This window comes from Stenotrophomonas sp. CFBP 13718, assembly GCF_014842145.1.
Lineage (GTDB): Bacteria > Pseudomonadota > Gammaproteobacteria > Xanthomonadales > Xanthomonadaceae > Stenotrophomonas.
Genome location: NZ_JACYVC010000002.1, coordinates 513,336 through 530,448 on the forward strand (window position 1 = coordinate 513,336; position 17,113 = coordinate 530,448).

Consider the following 17,113-nt stretch of genomic DNA (forward strand, 5'->3'; position numbering starts at 1 on the left):
TCACAATTTCAGATCGAGAAGCCCATCGCCCAGATCCTCGTCAGACAATGTCTGCTGGATCAATGCGCGGTGCGCCTGCTCGCTCCAAAGTTCGAATTTGTCACCCATGCCGAGCAATACCGCCTTTTTTTCGATGCCCACCGCGCCGCGGTGGCTGGCGGGGATGCTGATGCGGCCGTTGCCGTCCAGTTCCAGGTGTGCGGCCGAACCGACCAGCTTCTGCTGCAGCAGCCGAACGACCCGCTGGGTGTTCGGCTTGGCCATCACGTCGTCCCGCACGCGCTCCCACTCCGATTCCGCGTACAGCCAGAGGCAGCCGGATTCAAAGGGGTTGTAGGTCAGGACCAGCCGGTTGTTGCTCACACGCGCAACGAGGTCGCGATGAACGGTTGGAACCGCCATGCGCCCTTTATCGTCAACCGTGATGGCCGTCTCGCCCTGAAACACGACGCGTGCACCTTTCCTTCAGATGGATGAAACATTGAACCACGAAAAACCACAAAAGACCCGGTTTTCCCTCTGATGCCCACCTTATCAGCGGTCAAAGGGTTGTCAACAACTTTTGCAGGGGGAAATCACCTGTGCCATCAATGGCTTGCAGCAATCTTTAGAGACTTGTTCAAGGCTTATCCACAAGTTGCTGTTTCGTCTCAAATTTTGAGATTGGGGCGAAGTTCAGGGGTGTGTAGAGGGCGTGAAACATGTGATGCGCATTCATTGACTGTGCCGATCCCGTAGCGAGGTGTTGCGCAAAACAGCACAATGCGACGCATGTGCCTACTTGCTCTGGCTTGGCTCCACCACCCGCGCTGGCGGTTGGTGATGGCTGGCAATCGCGACGAGTTCCACGCCCGCCCAACCGCTCCGCTGTCCCGCTGGAACGACGCACCCCGCGTGATCGGCGGGCGAGACCTGCGCTCCGGCGGCGCCTGGGCCGGGGTCGCCGCCGATGGACGCATGGCGGTGGTGACCAATGTGCGGGATCCGCACGCTGCTCAGGCAGGGGAATCCCGCGGCGCGCTGGTGGCCGACTATCTGCGTGGCACGGTGCCGGCCCACGTATGCGCTGATGGATTGGCAGGCAGTGCCAGGGCCTACCCGCCGTTCAACCTGCTGTTGGCGGATGCGGACAGCGTGGAGTACGTTGGCAACCATCCGGCCGGTCGGCAGCGGCTCGCCCCTGGCGTGCACGGCATGTCCAATGGCGCACTCGACACCCCTTGGCCGAAGACGCGGCGATTGATGGACGCGATTGCCGACTGGTGTGCGACCGACACCCCCGCGCTTGATCGGTTGTGGGCCGCCCTTGCGGACGAGCATCGGCCTGATCCCACTGACCTGCCGGATACCGGCATCGGCCCCGAACGCGAGCAGTGGCTTGGCACGGCGTTCATCCGCGGCGTCGAGTACGGCACCCGTGCCAGCACGATCATCCTGGTCGACCATGCAGGGGAAGGCGCCATCCACGAGCGACGATTCGGCCCGGGCGGCGCTGCCGAAGGCAAGGGACTGCTGTATTTCTGAACGGACAGCGCGCACCCCAGAGACTCAGGGCTGCCACCGCCATGCCCGTTCGCGGATGCCACTGACAACGGCGCGCTGTCGCGTTGAAGATGAGCATGCCCTGTACCCAGCAGGCTTGTCTTCAACACTGCCGTGGAGTCACCACATGAGCCGACGCTTGTCCTTCCTCGCCGCCAGTCACTTTCTCGTGGCCTGCCTGGGCTTCGGCCTGGGCGTGTACCTGCTCCCCATCCTGACCGCGCCTGCGGATCCGCCGGCGGACGCTGTCAGGACGGCGATCAACGATGCGACCTACCACGCCGCGTTCAAGCGCGACCTTCCCGGCAGCGATCGGCTGCACTGGGCTGAAGGCAGCGTCGGTGTCGGCCAGAAGACGATCGCGTTTTCCGGCGAAATGGCGCCAGGGCCGGATTACAAGGTGTATCTCACCCGCGACTACGTGGACACCATCGATGGCTTCCTGAAGGTAAAGGCCCAGGCGCGCCGCGTCGGCGAAGCACGATCCTTCAAACGCCTTCTGATCGACGTCCCGCCGGACGTCAACGTGAAGGACTACACGACGGTGGTGGTGTGGTGTGAAACGTTCTCGAAGTTCATTTCAGCAGCCCAGTATCGCGATCCGGAGCGCTGAGCCATCGCCATGCAGCTCGCCGCCACGCGGCGAGCCCGGCGGGTAAATGCTGCGGCTGGACGTTTTGAAGGAAGTGGCGGAGCCGGCCGATAAGCCGGGTTTTGTCGTGGACAGTCATTCCTCTAGGCGCCGCGTCACCACGGCGCTCAAGCAACCTACCCGGACCCGACGCGGGCCGCGCCATGAGGTCCCTATTTGGTCTTGCTCCAGGTGGGGTTTGCCGTACCGGTCTGTTGCCAGACTCGCGGTGCGCTCTTACCGCACCATTTCACCCTTACCGGCCTTCCGAAGAAGACGTAGGCGGTATCTTTCTGTTGCACTTTCCGTCGGCTCACGCCGCCCAGGCATTACCTGGCACCTTGCCCTATGGAGCCCGGACTTTCCTCGGCATCCGCAAGGGATGACGCGACTGTCTGGCCGACTCCGCCGCGCGCATTGTCCCACAGATGCGGCATGGGTAGCGCGGGCGTGGTCAGCGAGAGGTCAACGACGAGTTCAGCGGCGCTGCGAGCTCAAGGGTAGAATCCACCGGTGTACTTGGCCACGGCCGCCGACCTCCCTGCATGGACTCGATCATGAACAAGCCTGTCGTCCGGATCTCCGCCCTGTCACTGTCTTTGCTGCTGCTGGCCGGTTGCGCCACCACCAGCCTGACCAGTGCGCCGGAGTCGCCCGCCCAGAGCCAGGCACTGCTGCTGATCGAGCAAGGTCGCCCGCGTGATGCCGCCCTGCAACTGGAAAGCCTGGCCGGCACGCTGCGCGGCGCCGCGCGCAGCAATGCACTGGCGGACGCCGCGTTCGCCTGGCACGAGGCAGGCGATGCGACGCGCGCGCGCAGTCTGCTGGCACAGGTGCAGCCGCGCCAGCTGGCCGCGCCCAGCCGCCAGCGCTACCTGCTGGTGACCGCGGAACTGGCCTTGGCCGACAAACAACCGGCCGCCGCCCTCGCTGCGCTGTCCGAGCCCGGCACGGAGGTACTGCCCGCCTTGGCAGCGCGCTGGCAGTTGGCACGCGCCGCCGCGCTGCAGGCCAGCGGCGACAGCTTTGGTGCCGCACAGGAACGTGCACGTGCGAACGCCGGCTTGACCGGGCAGCCCCGCAGTGACAACCAGGCCGCCATTACCGCGCTGCTGGGCAGTCTGGATGACGCGACGCTGCGCTCACGTGCCGGCGCGCTGCCGGCCAATGAGCCGCTGTACAACTTCGCCGGTCGCGCCCTGCTGGCACGTGGCCTGCCGTTGCCACGCCCGTTCGATCGGGATGCGGCCGCGGTGCAGTTCGATACCAGCAAGCGGCCGCCAGCGATGAGCGATGGCTACCGGCCGCCGGTGAAACTGGCGGTGCTGCTGCCGTTGACCGGGCGCTTGGCCACTGCCGCACAACCCGTGCGTGATGGCCTGCTGACGGGTTACTACGGTGAGAGCCGACGCCGGCCGGAAATAGATTTCATCGACACCGCAGGCACGCCCGCCGGAGCGCTGTCCGCCTACGACAAGGCGGTGAGCAGCGGCGCTGATTTCATCGTCGGCCCGCTGGGGCGCGACGAAGTGGACGCCGTGTATGGCCGCGCGCAGTTGCCGGTGCCGGTGCTCGCGTTGAATCGCGGCAAGGGTGCACCGCCGGCCGGCAGCGCGGGTTTCTCGCTGGCACCGGAAGACGACGGCGTCATGGCCGCCGAGTACCTGCGCGGTCGCGAGCGCTCCAAAGTGATCGTCGTTCACAGCAGTGACGACACCGGTCGCCGCACCGCCGCCGCCTTCGCCGAGCGCTTCACCCAGCGCGGCGGCCAGGTACTGGCGACGGTCGCAGTGGCTGATACGGTGGGCGACATCAGCGCGCGCCTGCGTACGGCAGAACCGGCCGATGGCGTGCTGCTGGCGGTGCGTGCACCGCAGGCGCGGCAGCTGGCTCCGCAACTGGCACTGGCCGGTGTGGGCGGCGGCACGCGCGTGGGCACTTCGCAGCTGACCGTCGGCAGTGGCAAGCCGGAAGAGGATGTTGCCCTGGACGGCATCATCTATCCCAACGAAGCGTGGAACGTGCGCGGCGTGGCAGGACTGCCCAGCGCCAGCAGTGCCGGTCAGCTGCTGCCCAGCGCGCGCGGTGCTGCCGGGCGTCTGTTCGCCTTCGGCTTTGACGCCTGGAAGATCAGCGCCTACATGGAATCGCTGGCAGCCCAGGGCGGCCTGGCCGGCGCAACAGGCACGCTGTACCTGGACGGCGGTGGCAACATCCTGCGCGTTCCTGCCTGGTCCACGTTCAATGGCGGGCGGCCCATGCCGATCGCCAATGCCAACTGACAGAGCCCGTCGCGGGGCCGCGGTCGAGGCGGCCGCCGAACGCCTGCTGTGTGACGCGGGCCTGCAGGTGTTGGACCGCAATGTGAGCTACCGCGGCGGCGAGCTGGATCGCGTGATGGACCACGACGGCACGGTGGTGTTCGTCGAAGTCCGCTACCGGGCGCGCTCGGATTTCGGCGGCGCAGCGGGGTCGGTGGATGGCCGCAAGCAGCAGCGCTTGATCCTCGCCGCACAGCTTTACCTGCAGTCCCACCCGACGCTCTGCGAGCGACCGTGCCGCTTCGATGTCGTGCAGGCGAGCGGCGAACCACCGCGACTGCACTGGCTGCGCGATGCGTTCCGGCTGGACGGCTGAGCCCATCATTCCTTTGCCTCTGCTGGAATCGCGATGAACACCGAACTGCCCGCCCCCCTGGTTGCCGAACTGTCCCTGCTGCTCGGCGCCGACGGCTGGCGCACCGACACCGCCGCGCTGGATGCGAACGCGCAGGACAATTCCTGGCGTCGCCAGTTGCCCTTGGCGGTCGCGCTGCCGTCCACCCCAGAGCAGGTGCAGGCCATCGTCAGGGCCTGCCGCGCGCATCGGGTGGCAGTGGTGGCGCGCGGTGCGGGCACCGGCACAACCGGTGCCGCCGTCCCGCTGCAGGGCAGCATCGTGCTGTCGTTCGCGCGCATGGCGCAGATCCTGGCGGTGCGCCCTGGCGACCGCTGCGCCATCGTGCAGCCGGGCGTGCTCAACGGCGATCTGCAGCACGCACTGGCACCCCACGGACTGTTCTGGGCACCGGACCCGTCCAGCGCAGACATCTGCAGTATCGGCGGCAACCTGGCCTGCAACGCGGGCGGACCGCGCGCGGTGAAGTACGGCAGCAGCCGCGACAACGTGCTGGGCGTGGTCGCGGTGACCGGCACTGGCGATCTCATCCGCTGCGGCGGTGCCTACACCAAGGACGCCACGGGCTACGACCTGACGCATCTGCTGATCGGCAGCGAGGGCACGCTGGCCTTGATCGTGGAAGCCACGCTGAAACTCACGCCACTGCCGGTGGCGCAGGCCGGGTTGCGCGTGCTGTACCGCGATGCCGACGCGGCAGCGCAGGCGGTGTCACGGGTGATGGCACAACCGGTCACGCCCACGCGCCTGGAGTTCATGGACGCGCGCAGCCTGCAGTTGTTGCGCGGAAATGGCGCGGACGTGCCCGAGGCCGGTGCCATGCTGCTGATCGAGGCGGACGGCGACCACGACACCCTGCCCTATCTGCTGCAGGCCCTGGCCAGCGCAGCCGAAGGCGATGGCATGCTGTCGCTGGACGTTGCGATGGAAGGTGCCGCGCGCGAAAAGCTGTGGGCTGCACGCAAGGCGCTGTCACCTGCGTTGCGCAGCATCGCACCGGGCAAGATCAACGAGGACGTGGTGGTGCCCGTGTCACGCATCCCGGCCCTGGTCGCCGGCGTGCAGGCCTTGGCACGCGAGTTCGACCTGACCATCGTGACGTTCGGCCATGCGGGCAATGGCAACCTGCACGTCAACATCCTGTATCACCCGGACGACGCCGACGAAAACGCCCGTGCGCACGCGGCCCTGCCGCGTATCTTCGCCTTGACGCTGGCATTGGAAGGGACGCTGTCCGGCGAACACGGGATTGGCTTGGCGAAGCGTGACTTCATGGCGCAGGCCTTCACCGCGGAAACCTTAACCGCGATGCACGCGATCAAGGCCGCCTTGGATCCGGACGGCATTCTCAATCCGGGCAAGGTGCTGCCGCCGCCGTAGGAGAGGGGCACACCTCCAGTCCTACTACCGATAAGTGCGGTCGCGCGACCGGTTGCACCATTGAGATTCTCCACACCAGGCTGCCAGCAGCAGGGCAGCAGGGCAGCAGGGCAGCGTTGATGCTTACGTCCAAATCACGCGTCGCGGCGGTCTGCCCCGCCCGTGCAAGCTCGCCTGCTGCTTCGCGTACTGAACGACGGCGTCGACGGCGTCGACGGTGACTACACAATATTCGGCTGGAGTTCATTCCTCGGATACCCAGTTACCGCCCAAACATAATGTCCGCGCAATGTGTTGCATTCCGATGCCGCCCCGCTCAGTGCCAGCAGGACTTCGACCGAAACCTCCGCCACGCCCCCCCTTCGGAACATCCTCCGCGCAGCGCCCCGCTCGCTGCTACCCCGTCATTTGTACTCTGCCGTGATCGTGACTTCCGTGCTGACTGAACCTGCAGAAACGCCAGCCGCCACCGCAAGGTAGTAGCCACTGCGGATATCCAGCTTCGCGCTCGTTCCCGTTACCGTCACCGGAATCCTGTCGCCCCTCTTGAGGTACGTCGTCCCTGCGGTGCCGGACAGCAGCGACACGGCGAGGCCACTGGCAGGCCCGTGTACCGCGGTGTTCTTCCAGCGTTGCGCATCGCGATCCGCTTCCGTGCCGTCAAAGCTGAGCGTGGCCGTCGTCACCCCAACACAGTTGTTGAGCTGCAACGTACTGGCTTTGAGCGCGTTGTCGCCTTGCCGGAGCTGGTCCACACGGATGGGATCGAGCACGACCGCGCTCGCCACCAAGGTGCAGGTTCCGGGATCCACCCGGCCGGAAATCGTCAACGTAGCGCTGTCAGCCCGGCTGATTGGTGAAACGCCGAACAGAGCAGCGGCAAGCAGCATGCACGATGGAAATCGAGAGGTCAGGTTCACGAGAAAATCCTTACAGGAAGTGCGCACAGGGAGGGGATCATTGCGGAGCATCTACGCTGCGCAAGGGCAGCGGTAGGGGCGGAGATAATTCATCGGATGAAAGCGGGACGCACTGCGCAACGTGCCACCACAGGCCGTGGACGTCGGCTGCGTTCGGGATGCGATAGTCCAGGCGACAGCGTCGTGACCCCTGCGGATCGACAATCAACACACCCTTATCCAGTGCACCGCGAAGCTGAATCACGCCACCTTGACCCACCGCCCCCATTGCTTGCCCCTCTTCGTCCTCCAGCAGCGCAGCAAAGGGCAGCGGGTCACCGTGAACATCCGTTGCATCAATGAAGAGCGTGCGCTGAGCACGGGCGTCGAAGACCACGCGCACGATGCTGCCGGCAGTAGGCGCCACGCGCTGCGAGGTCTGCTGAAGTTCGATTTCGAGCGGCAGCCCGGCGGGATCCAGATCGATCTGGTTCCAGCGATAGGGGCTGACATGCGGCAACACGGCATACCCATTGCGAGCCACACGGATCGGATCCCCGCTTCCCACGTGCGCACCCACGGCACCGGCGGCCTGGATCAATGCGAACCCATCGCCAAGTGGCACGCCCGGGTTGATGCCCCCGGCATGAAATACAACGCTGCCTGCCGCGCCGAGGTTTAGACTGTCATACCCTGCGCCACCGCCGTAGCCGGCAGTCAGCGTGCCAAGGCCGCTGCGATAGGCCACGTTGCTGTTGTAGTTCGCAGCACGGCCGTGCGTACTCGCCGCGGACACGTTGTAGCTGACGTCATCGGCCTCACCCGACGTTCCGCTCAGGCCGAGCTGCAACCTGCCCTCCCGCTGCGCGGGGCTGAGCAGAGCGTGCAGCCGCGATGCACCTGCGTTACCGCCCAATGGCAGGCTGAAGGTCAGCGCGTAACGGGTGTCGTGCTGCGCCTGCATGCCATTCCGATAACGCGTCACCGATGCACCGTAGTTGGCACGACCAAGCGTGCTCTGGAGGCCAAACTGCACGTCATTCTGCCGCTGCGCACCATCGCGATACGACGCATGCCCCCCACTGATGTACAGCGAACTTCGCTCACCAAGGCGCTGGGACAGGTTCACCTGATAGCGCTGGCGTGGCTGCGGCGCTACGTCGTTTCCCCGGCTAGGCGCGTGCACGGCGTCGGCCAGCGCAAGGAATCCGCCGGTGCTGTAGTGATAGGCCGCCACCCCCACGTGGGTCCCTGTGCGCTCGACGTAGCGCTGATAGTTCACCCGCAGACTGTTTCCCGCGATGGCAGCAGTGTTCCGCCTGAACAGCTGCGACCGGGTCATGTCCAGGCCGAACGCGCCGAGCGGGGTGTTGACCGCTGCACCCACCACGGCCGCCCGGTAATACTCTGCCAACTGCAAGCCCCCGACCAAAGTCAGCGGATTGCCGATGCCCCGTGCATACGTGGCCTCGGTAAAGCGCCAGGCATCCAATGCGCGCCCCGTGCTGCGCAGCGTGCCTGCAGTAGCGCTGAAGCGCGTTGCACCTGCGCGCAAAGCCTGCGGAACGGCCGAGAAGCCCACAAGGAACTGCTGCTCGCGACCATCGGCCTCGATCACGCTGACCTCCAGGTCGCCACCGAAGCTGGTCGGATACAGGTCGTCGATAAGGAAAGGACCAGGCGAAACGGCGACCTCGTGAATGACCACGCCGTTCTGGCGGATCCGCACTACGGCGTTGCTGTCAGCGACGCCTCGCACCACAGGCGCATAGCCACGCAACGAATCCGGCAACATGCGCTCATCGGTAGCGACGCGCACGCCGGTAAAAGCTATGCCCGGGAAAAGATCACCACCCGTATAGGCCTGGCCAATTACCAACTGGCTGTTCCACGCCGGCAGATCGCGCTGCAGAGTGCTGCCGAGCACGTTGTATCGCATCGCGCGGTGATCCTGGCTGAGAGATGCGCGGTGGCGCAGCCGCCAAGCCCCCAGATTAAGCCCCGACCGTAGGCTGAGATAGCGCGCGCTGCCGCCGTTGCTCCGGTTTTCGTTGAAGGTGTAGTCGATGAAACCGGCGGAAATGCCCTGGTCACGCTGGGCCGCAGCTACTTCGCCACGCGCACCCGACGCCAAGGCCGCCTGTGGAATACCGATCTGCAACTGCAGCGCGGCACCGTCCACCTCCACGGTCGCCCCTGGAATCAACGTCGGAAGGGGCACACATGCAGCAGGGTAGGCAGCGAGCGTCTCGTGATACGCAACCTTCAAATGCAGTCGTTGCACCATCCCGACGGTGAGGCAGGCAGCGCCATCGCGGAAAGCGACCTCAGCCGATTCATGCCACTTGCCGTTGATCACGATATCCAGCGGGTACGATCCATCCTGGAATCGATCCTGATCGAGATAATGCTGCAGATCGAAAGACGTGCCGCCCGCGAGAAATCCATCGCTGAACTGAAGTGGGGAGGCGGTCTCCGCCTGTGCAGTCCATGTGCTCAGGGCTATGGTGATAGCGAGGGTGAGGGAGCCGACGGAGTTAATCGAAACGGTGGAATTGATAGGCATCGCAATAGGCGCAACGTGCACGACACGCGCTGCCTCCAGATCAGAAGAAGTGCGACGTTAGAGTTGAGGCTGCAGCGTTTCCATCCGAAAAACTGCAATCCTCTCGCCGCGCAAGAGTAATAGCGCTGCAAAACAAAATTACATTTCTCCGCATGGTGCTGGCGGCGAAAAGCGGAAACACTTTGCGTCCCGGGCATCGTTGCCCTTGGCCAAACTTTTGCTTCAGGAATTCACCTATGAAAGCCCCCACTCAGTTATTGCTCGCCACTGCCCTGTTCACTGCAGGCACCTCCGTCGCACTGGCGGAACGCTTGGAGATAACCGGCAAGCTGGAGACCTCCACCTGCAAGGTGCAAGCCAGTGGAGGCGCCATATCCGTTCAGATGGGCACGGTCGATCTGGCCTCAGTCAATGCTGATACGCGCGCTGGCCAGAAGAACTTCAGCATCAACTTGGACTGCACCGGTTCGGGGGCAGCGCAGACGGTCGCCGTGCGCTTCGGCGGGGCCGAGCATGGCAGCACCGGCAATCTGGCCCTCACGCCGACATCGGCCGCAAAGAACGTGGGCGTAGCGCTCTACGACGCCAATGGCGCCCATCAGAAACTGGGCGATGAGCCGACCACTAGCATCACCATTGCGGCCAATGCCAAGGGCAAGCTGGACTACAGCGCGTGGTATGCCTCGCCGGGCAAGAACGCAACCGCAGGCACGGCCGATGCCACCGGCAATTTCGTGGTGCTGTACAAGTAAGCCGGGGCTTCGCGGGTGCGGCGCCCGCGTCCGCCGCACCCTGCAGTCTGATCAACGGGAGTATGCAATGAACTTTCAGTCTCTACGCTGCAGCGTGCTGCTGTTGTCCGCTCTGGCGTCCCAGCCGGCGGCGGCGGCGGTGACCTTGCAGGGCACACGCATCGTGCACGATGCCGCCAGCACCCGCGATGTCACGCTACGCGCGCGCAATACCGGCGAGCAGGCCGCACTGACTCAAGTCTGGATCGACGACGGTGACAGCCACGCGCGCCCGGAAAATATCCGCACGCCGTTTCGGTTGACCCCGGCCGACCCGCGCCTGCTTCAGCCGCATCAGGGTCAGGCCTATCGCATCACGTATGCACCCCGCCCTTCAGATGCGGCGCTGCCCGCGGACCGTGAGTCGGTGTTTTACTTCAACCTGCTGGATATCCCCCCCAGGCCTGAGACGTCGGACACGGCGAATCTGCTGCAGTTCGCCATCCGCACACGCATCAAGCTGTTCCATCGTCCCGCCGGATTGGCAGGCAAGGCAGCCGACGCGGCGGCCGCCCTGAAGTGGACGGCCAGTGAGGGCCCGAGCCCCCAGCTCACGATCAATAATCCTTCTGCGTATCACGTCACGCTGGCGAGCGTGACCTTGGCGGACGGCCGCAAACTCGCCGCCGACATGGTGCCCCCCTTCGGAAAACTGCGTATCCCGCTCGACCGCGCTTTGCCCGTACCTGCCCCTGTCTCGATCGCATGGCTAGACGATTACGGTGCTCAACGCCAGCACACCACCTCCATCAACGCTTCAGATGCTGCGGCGGACACTCGTACCGCACGAAAAGGTCGCTGAGATGCGCATGGGCCCGCCGATCACCTTAATCACTGGCGCATTGTTGGCTTCGGCCAGCGCCGTAGTATCGGCGTGCACCGTAGTGAGCGCCAACGATACGTTCGATGCAGGCGAGGTCATCCTTGCCGACGAAACACGCCCGGACATCCTGCTTTTCCAAGGTGGCAACAGCTCAGACGAAAGTGGACTTCAGTTCAGCGACTGCCCATCGAACGTATGGCTCGATTTCGACAGCACCCCCAGCATGGCTGGGCTGACCTACGTGCGCGACGTGCCCTTGCGCGGCAGAATGTATCCCGCTTACGGCTGGGGTCCACGATCCCCGCTGATCGCCCTCGTTTTCTTCCAGCGCGCGCAGCTCGCGCCGGGTGGCGGTGTCGAGTATCCCTTCAATCCCACCACCTCGAACTCCTTCCGCGTATCGACCGGGATCGGAAAGCGGATGGGGGCGGTGCTCCGGTTCTTCATCTACTCGCGTGGCGGGCAGATGACGGATGTGGCGCCGGGATCACTGATGTCGTCCAGTCGATTGCCCGCTTACCCTGCTGACGGCAGCATGCTGCATGCGCTGTCCTTCAGTTTGAAGATCCCTGCACCGACCTGCACTTTGTCGAACACGTCGCTGGACCTCGCCCCGATCACTGCCACCGAACTGGCGCGCGTCGGGGATGCGGCGGGAGCGCGCGACCTCAGGATCGGAATGAACTGCCCCCGCGATGGCGCCACGGTCGAGCTGACGCTTCGCGATGCGCTGGACCCTGCTAATCGGGGCAGTACGCTGACGCCGGTTGCGGGCACGTCCAGCCAAGGCGCAGCCATCCAACTCATGCGCAGCGGCCTACCGGTCCGGTTCGGCGCCAGCTGGGTGCATGGCACGGCACACGCTGGGGACCAGACCATCGATCTTGCGGCCCGATACCTGCGAACAGGCACGGCGATCGAGCCCGGCACGCTTCAGGGTCAAGCGACACTGACGGCGACCTACCGCTGATATCGCTTCGCACAGAACGTGCAAAGGGCTGGGTCAGAGAAAATGCGCGTACCCTTGCCGCGCGTGTGAACCTGGGCAGTGAACGCCCGCGCCACTGGCAACGTGCCCTATGCGCGTGATATCGAGGGAAAGCCTGTACGCAATCTCAGCCAGCGCCGCGCGGCATGATGGGGACGCGGTAAAACACAGCTCGTAGTCGTCGCCACCGCTCAGCGCGCACTGCCGTGCGGCTTCACGCCCGATGACCCGCTCTGTAGACGCGGAGCAAGGCACCAATTCCGCATTGAGATGGACCGCCACTCCGCTGACTGCTGCAATATGGCCAAGATCGGCGAGCAGCCCGTCTGAGATGTCCACTGCCGCTGTGGCAATCCCGCGCAACGCCGTTCCCAGTGCCACACGCGGCGTCGGACGCAACAGGCGCTGGCGCAGGAACTCCATGTCTGCATCCGCAGCCGGATGGGTCACCTGCAGCGTCCCGCGCTGCCACAGCTGCAACGCACCTGCCGCGTCGCCCAGCGTGCCGCTGACCCAGACATCGTCGCCCGCCTGCGCGCCATCGCGGCGCAGTGCCTGGCCCTGTGGCACGTGACCGAACGCAGTGACCGAGAGCGAAAGTGGCCCGCGCGTGGTATCGCCGCCGATCAGCCGCCAATCGTGCGCGTCCGCCAGCGCGAAGAAGCCGTCGGCGAACGCATCGATCCACTCCGCTTCCGCGCTTGGCAGCGACAACGCCAATGTGCCCCATGCCGGTGTGGCGCCCATGGCGGCCAGATCGGAGAGATTGACCGCCAGCGTCTTCCAACCGATGTCGGCCGGCCGCGTTTCAGCGGGAAAGTGCACGCCACTGTTGAGCGTATCGGCGGTTACCGCCAGCCAGTGTCCCGCCAGCGGCTGCAGCAGCGCCGCATCGTCGCCGATGCCGAGCACGATGTCTTCGCGCCCCTTGCTGCGGGCGCGGATACGTTCAATCAGGGCGAATTCGGCGAGTGACATGGGGCTCCGAGGGTGCGGCCCCATGACCGGCTGGGCTGGCGAGCCGTGCTGAAGGATTGCCGCCGAGCGTGGCTCGGCGCTACCACATCGGTCAGTGACCGCTTTCGGTCTTGCGCCACTCGATCGCGGCGCGATCCAGTACACCGTTGACGAAGGTGTGGCCGTGTTCGGAACCGAAGCGCTTGGCCGACTCGATGGCTTCGTTGATCACCACGCGGTACGGAATGTCGGCGCGGAAACGCAGCTCGTACGCCGACAGGCGCAGCACCGCGCGTTCGATCGCATCCACTTCCTCGACACTACGATCCAGGAACAGGGACAACGCCTCATCCAGATCCCGACGGTTGTCCAGCACGCCATGCACCAGCGCCTCGAAGTAAGCCAGATCGGCCACCTCGCGCGCCTGTTCGTGGGCGAACTGGGCGACCAGCGACTGGCCATTGCCGCCGGAAATCTGCCACGCATAGATGGCCTGTACCGCACGGCGGCGCGCGCGCGAGCGCAGCACCGGATCCACGCCATCACGGCGTACGGGTCTGCCGGACGGCCTGCCCTGGGTGGTCTTGTTCATGGCAGTTGCTCCAGAAGATTGGTCATTTCCAATGCCGCCAACGCGGCTTCCTCGCCCTTGTTGCCGTGGCTGCCACCGGCACGCGCTTCGGCATCCTCGGCACGCTCCACCGCCAGCACGCCATTGAGCACCGGCACGCCGAAATCCAGCTGCACGCGCATCAGGCCTTCGGCACAACGGTCGGCCACGTGTTCGTAATGACGCGTGTCACCGCGGATCACGCAGCCCAGGGTCAGGATGGCCGCGTGCTGATGTGCAGCGGCCAGACGTGCGGCGACCAAGGGGATTTCCCAGGCGCCCGGAACGCGGATCACATCCACTTCGCTTTCTGCGACGCCGTTGCCGGCCAATGCCTGACGGGCACCGGTGACCAGCGCATCGGTGATGCGGGCATTCCAGCGGCTGGCCACGATGGCGAAGCGCGCCGATCCGGGAGAGCGAAGATCGCCTTCGAAATGGCTCATGGGGAGTTGGGGGACCTGAGTGGGGGGTAAGTTTACCGTGTACGGGCTGCCGCCGTGCGTGGCGGCAGCCGCGGGTTACCTCAACAGCCGACGGTTTCCACTACCTCCAGCCCATAACCCGCCAGACCGATCTGCCGGCGCGGCGTGCCCAGCACCCGCAGCTTGCCCAACCCGAGGTCGGACAGGATCTGCGCGCCAGCTCCGTTACGCCGCCACTGGCTTACATCTTTGTCCTTGCCCGGCGTGACCGGCTGCGGCTGCTGGCGCAGGCGATACAGCAGCGTCTCGCTGTCACGCGGGGCCGACAGCACCACCATCACCCCGCTGTCGGCGGCCGCGATCGCGCGCAGCGCGTCGGTGGCGGCGACACCGAAATCATCGCGTCGCCAGTGCAGCAGGTCGGCCAGTGGGTTTTCCACCTGCACCCGCACCAGCGTCGGCGTCTGCGCGTCGGGGGTGCCCCGTACGAGTGCGAAATGCAGGTCGTGGGCGATCCGGTCGCGGTACGTCACCAGCGTGAAGCCGCCGAACTCGGTCTCGATCTCACGCTCGTCAACGCGCTCCACCGTCTTCTCCGTCGCCAGGCGATAGGCGATCAGGTCGGCGATGGAGCCCATCTTCAAGCCATGTTCGCGGGCGAAGACTTCCAGTTCAGGGCGACGCGCCATGCTGCCATCGGGGTTGAGGATTTCCACCAGCACGCCGGCCGGCTCCAGCCCTGCCAGCATCGCCAGGTCCACGCCCGCTTCAGTATGACCGGCGCGGGTGAGCACGCCGCCGGGCTGGGCAATCAACGGGAAGATATGGCCCGGCTGATGCAGGTCCGATGCTTTGGCATCGGGCTTCACCGCCGTGCGGATGGTATGCGCACGGTCATAGGCGGAGATACCGGTGGTAACCCCCTCCGCCGCCTCGATGCTGACCGTGAAGTTGGTCTGGAACTGGGCGGTGTTCGCCTGCACCATCGGCGCCAGGCCCAGATCAGCGGCACGCTCGCGGGTGAGCGGCAGGCACACCAGGCCACGGCCATGGGTGACCATGAAATTGATGTCGCTCGGCTTGACCAGCTCGGCGGCCATGATCAGGTCGCCTTCGTTTTCGCGGTCTTCGTCATCCACGATGACCACCATGCGGCCCAGACGGATGTCTTCCAGGATCTCGGGAATGGGGGCGAAGTTCATTCGCGTGCTCCTTCACCCAGCAGACGCTCGACATAGCGCGCGACCAGGTCGATTTCCAGGTTGACCGCGCTGCCGACGGTGCTGGCGGCGAAGGCGGTGTGCGAAACGGTGTGCGGGATCAACGCGACCTCGAAGCCCTCGTCATCCACCTCGTTCACCGTCAGACTCACGCCGTCGACGCAGATCGATCCCTTCTTGGCGATATACCGCCGCAGCGCCTTCGGTGCGGCAAAGCGCCAACGCTGGGCGCGCGCGTCTTCATGGATGGACAGCACCTGCCCCAGCCCGTCAACGTGGCCGCTGACCAGATGCCCGCCGAGGCGATCGGTCGGACGCATCGCGCGCTCCAGATTGATGACCGCCCCTTCCGCCAGGCTGCCCAGCGTCGTCAGCCCAAGGGTTTCAGTCGACGCATCGGCCTGGAAGGTCTGCGCATCGAATGCGATGACCGTCAGGCATACCCCGTTGATGGCGATGCTCTCGCCCAGCTGCACGCTGTCGAAGGGCAGGCTGCCGACGTGGAAAGTGAAGCGGACATCGCCGCCGAGGGTTTCGCGCGCGGCCAGACGGCCGACGCCTTCAATGATTCCAGTAAACAAGAACGTTCTCCGCGGGTAGTGAGCGAAAAACGCCGCAAGGCAAACAGGTACGCACGGAGCATCACGCCCCGTGGCACCGTCTTCTTTCATCCGGACTATCACCGTCGGCTCCGGCATCGAACCGGATCTGCTGACCTCCTGCCCAAGGTGGACCGGAGCGCTCGCGGGCTCATGCCCGAAGGCACCTACCGCCGGTGGGGAATCGCACCCCGCCCTGAAGACGTTTGTATACCGGCGAACCGGCGCAGGCATTCTAACAGGCCTGCCTGAAGGCTCGCTTTTTGTAAAAGATTCATTAAAATGCCGCCGAGCGCGACAACGACGTCGCCCCGGGTAGCTGTACCGGCTGCCTGCAATGGAACGCTGACTCAAGGATTCACACGCATGCGCAAGATGCTGCTGGCCGCCTCCCTGCTCGCCCTGTCGCCGTTGTCGGCCCTCGCCGCCGATGGCCTGAGCTACACCTACGCCGAAGCCGGCTGGACCCAGTTCAAGGTCAACGACGACCTGCTGGACGATCCCAAGGTGGACGGTGGCTACGTCCGCGGCTCCTTCGCCATTGCACCGCAGGTCTATCTGTTCGGTGCCTGGTCGCAGGTGTCCAAGTCCTACGGCTTCACCGGCGGCAGCATCAAGCTGGAGCTGGACCAGCCGGAACTGGGCATCGGCTACAACATGGGCATGAGCGACCGCGTCGACTTCACCGCGGACATCGCCTGGGTCCGCCAGAACGCCAAGGTGACGCTGAAGCAGACCGGCTTCGCCACCGTCAGCGACAAGGACCACACCAATGCAGCCCGCGGCATGTTCGGCGTGCGCGGCAAGCCGTCGGCACGCACCGAAGCGTGGCTGAAGGGTGGCTACATGGATGGCAGCGACATGGACGGCACCTGGGTCGGCAACGTCGGTGGCCAGATCAACCTCACCCCGATGTGGGGCGTGGTGGGTGAAGTGCAGGTCATCGAAGACGTGACCCAGTACTCGGCCGGTATCCGCGCCAGCTTCTGATCCGCGCGATCATCAG

Annotated in this window: 17 protein-coding genes, 1 other RNA gene and 1 riboswitch; of the genes, 9 read left to right on the forward strand and 9 right to left on the reverse strand. The window is 65.2% G+C overall.

The annotated features are described in order from the left end of the window. Window positions 1–447: a division/cell wall cluster transcriptional repressor MraZ gene (gene mraZ, locus IFT58_RS05735; RefSeq protein ID WP_042613641.1), complete on the reverse strand. Its 447-nt coding sequence runs from the start codon at window positions 445–447 to the stop codon at window positions 1–3. Window positions 448–771: 324 nt separating this feature from the next. Here mraZ and IFT58_RS05740 point away from each other — a divergent pair, with 324 nt between their 5' ends. Beyond that, window positions 772–1,524 carry an NRDE family protein gene (locus IFT58_RS05740; protein WP_192094139.1) on the forward strand — a complete coding sequence of 251 codons (753 nt, stop codon included), beginning with the start codon at window positions 772–774 and terminating at the stop codon, window positions 1,522–1,524. Window positions 1,525–1,669: 145 nt separating this feature from the next. After that, window positions 1,670–2,155 (forward strand): DM13 domain-containing protein, encoded by a 486-nt coding sequence (locus IFT58_RS05745; protein ID WP_192094140.1) that lies wholly within the window; start codon window positions 1,670–1,672, stop codon window positions 2,153–2,155. A gap of 74 nt (window positions 2,156–2,229) precedes the next feature. Here the strand turns inward: IFT58_RS05745 and rnpB are convergent. Continuing rightward, window positions 2,230–2,580: RNase P RNA component class A (gene rnpB, locus IFT58_RS05750), an RNA gene on the reverse strand. 150 nt (window positions 2,581–2,730) lie between these two features. On the opposite strand from rnpB, the gene IFT58_RS05755 reads away from it, so the two are divergent. Genes IFT58_RS05755 through IFT58_RS05765 form a run of 3 tightly spaced genes read left to right on the forward strand, consistent with a single transcriptional unit; the run spans window position 2,731 to window position 6,229 of the window. Then, window positions 2,731–4,455 (forward strand): penicillin-binding protein activator, encoded by a 1,725-nt coding sequence (locus IFT58_RS05755; RefSeq protein WP_192094141.1) that lies wholly within the window; start codon window positions 2,731–2,733, stop codon window positions 4,453–4,455. Beyond that, a complete protein-coding gene (locus tag IFT58_RS05760) occupies window positions 4,445–4,810 on the forward strand; it encodes a YraN family protein (RefSeq protein ID WP_192094142.1) in 366 nt (121 codons plus the stop codon). Before IFT58_RS05755 ends, IFT58_RS05760 begins: the two co-directional genes overlap by 11 nt. 33 nt (window positions 4,811–4,843) lie before the next feature. Further along, window positions 4,844–6,229 (forward strand): FAD-linked oxidase C-terminal domain-containing protein, encoded by a 1,386-nt coding sequence (locus IFT58_RS05765; RefSeq protein WP_192094143.1) that lies wholly within the window; start codon window positions 4,844–4,846, stop codon window positions 6,227–6,229. A gap of 404 nt (window positions 6,230–6,633) precedes the next feature. Here the strand turns inward: IFT58_RS05765 and IFT58_RS05770 are convergent, their stop codons facing one another. Further along, the gene (locus IFT58_RS05770; RefSeq protein ID WP_342029535.1) at window positions 6,634–7,149 is read right to left on the reverse strand and encodes a fimbrial protein; all 516 of its coding nucleotides are present in this window, start codon (window positions 7,147–7,149) and stop codon (window positions 6,634–6,636) included. 37 nt (window positions 7,150–7,186) lie between these two features. Continuing rightward, window positions 7,187–9,694 (reverse strand): fimbria/pilus outer membrane usher protein, encoded by a 2,508-nt coding sequence (locus tag IFT58_RS05775; protein ID WP_192094144.1) that lies wholly within the window; start codon window positions 9,692–9,694, stop codon window positions 7,187–7,189. Window positions 9,695–9,930: 236 nt separating this feature from the next. On the opposite strand from IFT58_RS05775, the gene IFT58_RS05780 reads away from it, so the two are divergent. The 3 genes from IFT58_RS05780 (at window position 9,931) to IFT58_RS05790 (ending at window position 12,278) form a co-directional block, all read left to right on the forward strand. Then, window positions 9,931–10,446: a fimbrial protein gene (locus IFT58_RS05780; RefSeq protein ID WP_192094145.1), complete on the forward strand. Its 516-nt coding sequence runs from the start codon at window positions 9,931–9,933 to the stop codon at window positions 10,444–10,446. Window positions 10,447–10,513: 67 nt separating this feature from the next. Further along, window positions 10,514–11,287: a molecular chaperone gene (locus IFT58_RS05785; RefSeq protein ID WP_192094146.1), complete on the forward strand. Its 774-nt coding sequence runs from the start codon at window positions 10,514–10,516 to the stop codon at window positions 11,285–11,287. A gap of 7 nt (window positions 11,288–11,294) precedes the next feature. Next, complete coding sequence (locus tag IFT58_RS05790; RefSeq protein WP_192094147.1) at window positions 11,295–12,278, forward strand: fimbrial protein; 984 nt, start codon at window positions 11,295–11,297, stop codon at window positions 12,276–12,278. Window positions 12,279–12,311: 33 nt separating this feature from the next. Here IFT58_RS05790 and thiL read toward each other — a convergent pair whose 3' ends face one another. From thiL to IFT58_RS05815, 5 genes are all read right to left on the reverse strand, one after another. Then, a complete protein-coding gene (thiL, locus tag IFT58_RS05795) occupies window positions 12,312–13,274 on the reverse strand; it encodes a thiamine-phosphate kinase (protein WP_192094148.1) in 963 nt (320 codons plus the stop codon). Between the two features lie 91 nt (window positions 13,275–13,365). Next, complete coding sequence (nusB, locus tag IFT58_RS05800) at window positions 13,366–13,845, reverse strand: transcription antitermination factor NusB (protein WP_188326059.1); 480 nt, start codon at window positions 13,843–13,845, stop codon at window positions 13,366–13,368. After that, entirely contained in the window at window positions 13,842–14,309 is a 468-nt protein-coding gene (ribH, locus tag IFT58_RS05805; RefSeq protein WP_192081176.1) for a 6,7-dimethyl-8-ribityllumazine synthase, read from the reverse strand. The genes nusB and ribH overlap by 4 nt, the downstream gene beginning before the upstream one ends. Window positions 14,310–14,389: 80 nt before the next feature. Then, the gene (gene ribB / locus IFT58_RS05810; protein ID WP_188326057.1) at window positions 14,390–15,490 is read right to left on the reverse strand and encodes a 3,4-dihydroxy-2-butanone-4-phosphate synthase; all 1,101 of its coding nucleotides are present in this window, start codon (window positions 15,488–15,490) and stop codon (window positions 14,390–14,392) included. Then, complete coding sequence (locus tag IFT58_RS05815) at window positions 15,487–16,089, reverse strand: riboflavin synthase (RefSeq protein WP_192094149.1); 603 nt, start codon at window positions 16,087–16,089, stop codon at window positions 15,487–15,489. Before IFT58_RS05815 ends, ribB begins: the two co-directional genes overlap by 4 nt. Window positions 16,090–16,163: 74 nt before the next feature. Next, a riboswitch (FMN riboswitch) is annotated at window positions 16,164–16,315 on the reverse strand. A 158-nt stretch (window positions 16,316–16,473) separates the two neighbouring features. Between IFT58_RS05815 and IFT58_RS05820 the strand changes: the two genes are divergently transcribed. Next, window positions 16,474–17,097 (forward strand): hypothetical protein, encoded by a 624-nt coding sequence (locus IFT58_RS05820; RefSeq protein ID WP_192081174.1) that lies wholly within the window; start codon window positions 16,474–16,476, stop codon window positions 17,095–17,097. The last annotated feature ends 16 nt before the right edge of the window (window positions 17,098–17,113 follow it).

Excerpts from the sequence above, each read along its gene's own strand:
- IFT58_RS05745 (WP_192094140.1), top strand. The coding sequence starts at position 1,670 with ATGAGCCGACGCTTGTCCTTCCTCGCCGCCAGTCACTTTCTCGTGGCC.
- IFT58_RS05820 (WP_192081174.1), top strand. The coding sequence starts at position 16,474 with ATGCGCAAGATGCTGCTGGCCGCCTCCCTGCTCGCCCTGTCGCCGTTG.
- thiL (WP_192094148.1), bottom strand. The coding sequence starts at position 13,274 with ATGTCACTCGCCGAATTCGCCCTGATTGAACGTATCCGCGCCCGCAGC.
- IFT58_RS05755 (WP_192094141.1), top strand. The coding sequence starts at position 2,731 with ATGAACAAGCCTGTCGTCCGGATCTCCGCCCTGTCACTGTCTTTGCTG.
- nusB (WP_188326059.1), bottom strand. The coding sequence starts at position 13,845 with ATGAACAAGACCACCCAGGGCAGGCCGTCCGGCAGACCCGTACGCCGT.
- IFT58_RS05760 (WP_192094142.1), top strand. The coding sequence starts at position 4,445 with ATGCCAACTGACAGAGCCCGTCGCGGGGCCGCGGTCGAGGCGGCCGCC.
- ribH (WP_192081176.1), bottom strand. The coding sequence starts at position 14,309 with ATGAGCCATTTCGAAGGCGATCTTCGCTCTCCCGGATCGGCGCGCTTC.
- IFT58_RS05765 (WP_192094143.1), top strand. The coding sequence starts at position 4,844 with ATGAACACCGAACTGCCCGCCCCCCTGGTTGCCGAACTGTCCCTGCTG.
- IFT58_RS05775 (WP_192094144.1), bottom strand. The coding sequence starts at position 9,694 with ATGCCTATCAATTCCACCGTTTCGATTAACTCCGTCGGCTCCCTCACC.
- IFT58_RS05785 (WP_192094146.1), top strand. The coding sequence starts at position 10,514 with ATGAACTTTCAGTCTCTACGCTGCAGCGTGCTGCTGTTGTCCGCTCTG.
- IFT58_RS05780 (WP_192094145.1), top strand. The coding sequence starts at position 9,931 with ATGAAAGCCCCCACTCAGTTATTGCTCGCCACTGCCCTGTTCACTGCA.
- ribB (WP_188326057.1), bottom strand. The coding sequence starts at position 15,490 with ATGAACTTCGCCCCCATTCCCGAGATCCTGGAAGACATCCGTCTGGGC.
- IFT58_RS05790 (WP_192094147.1), top strand. The coding sequence starts at position 11,295 with ATGGGCCCGCCGATCACCTTAATCACTGGCGCATTGTTGGCTTCGGCC.
- IFT58_RS05740 (WP_192094139.1), top strand. The coding sequence starts at position 772 with ATGTGCCTACTTGCTCTGGCTTGGCTCCACCACCCGCGCTGGCGGTTG.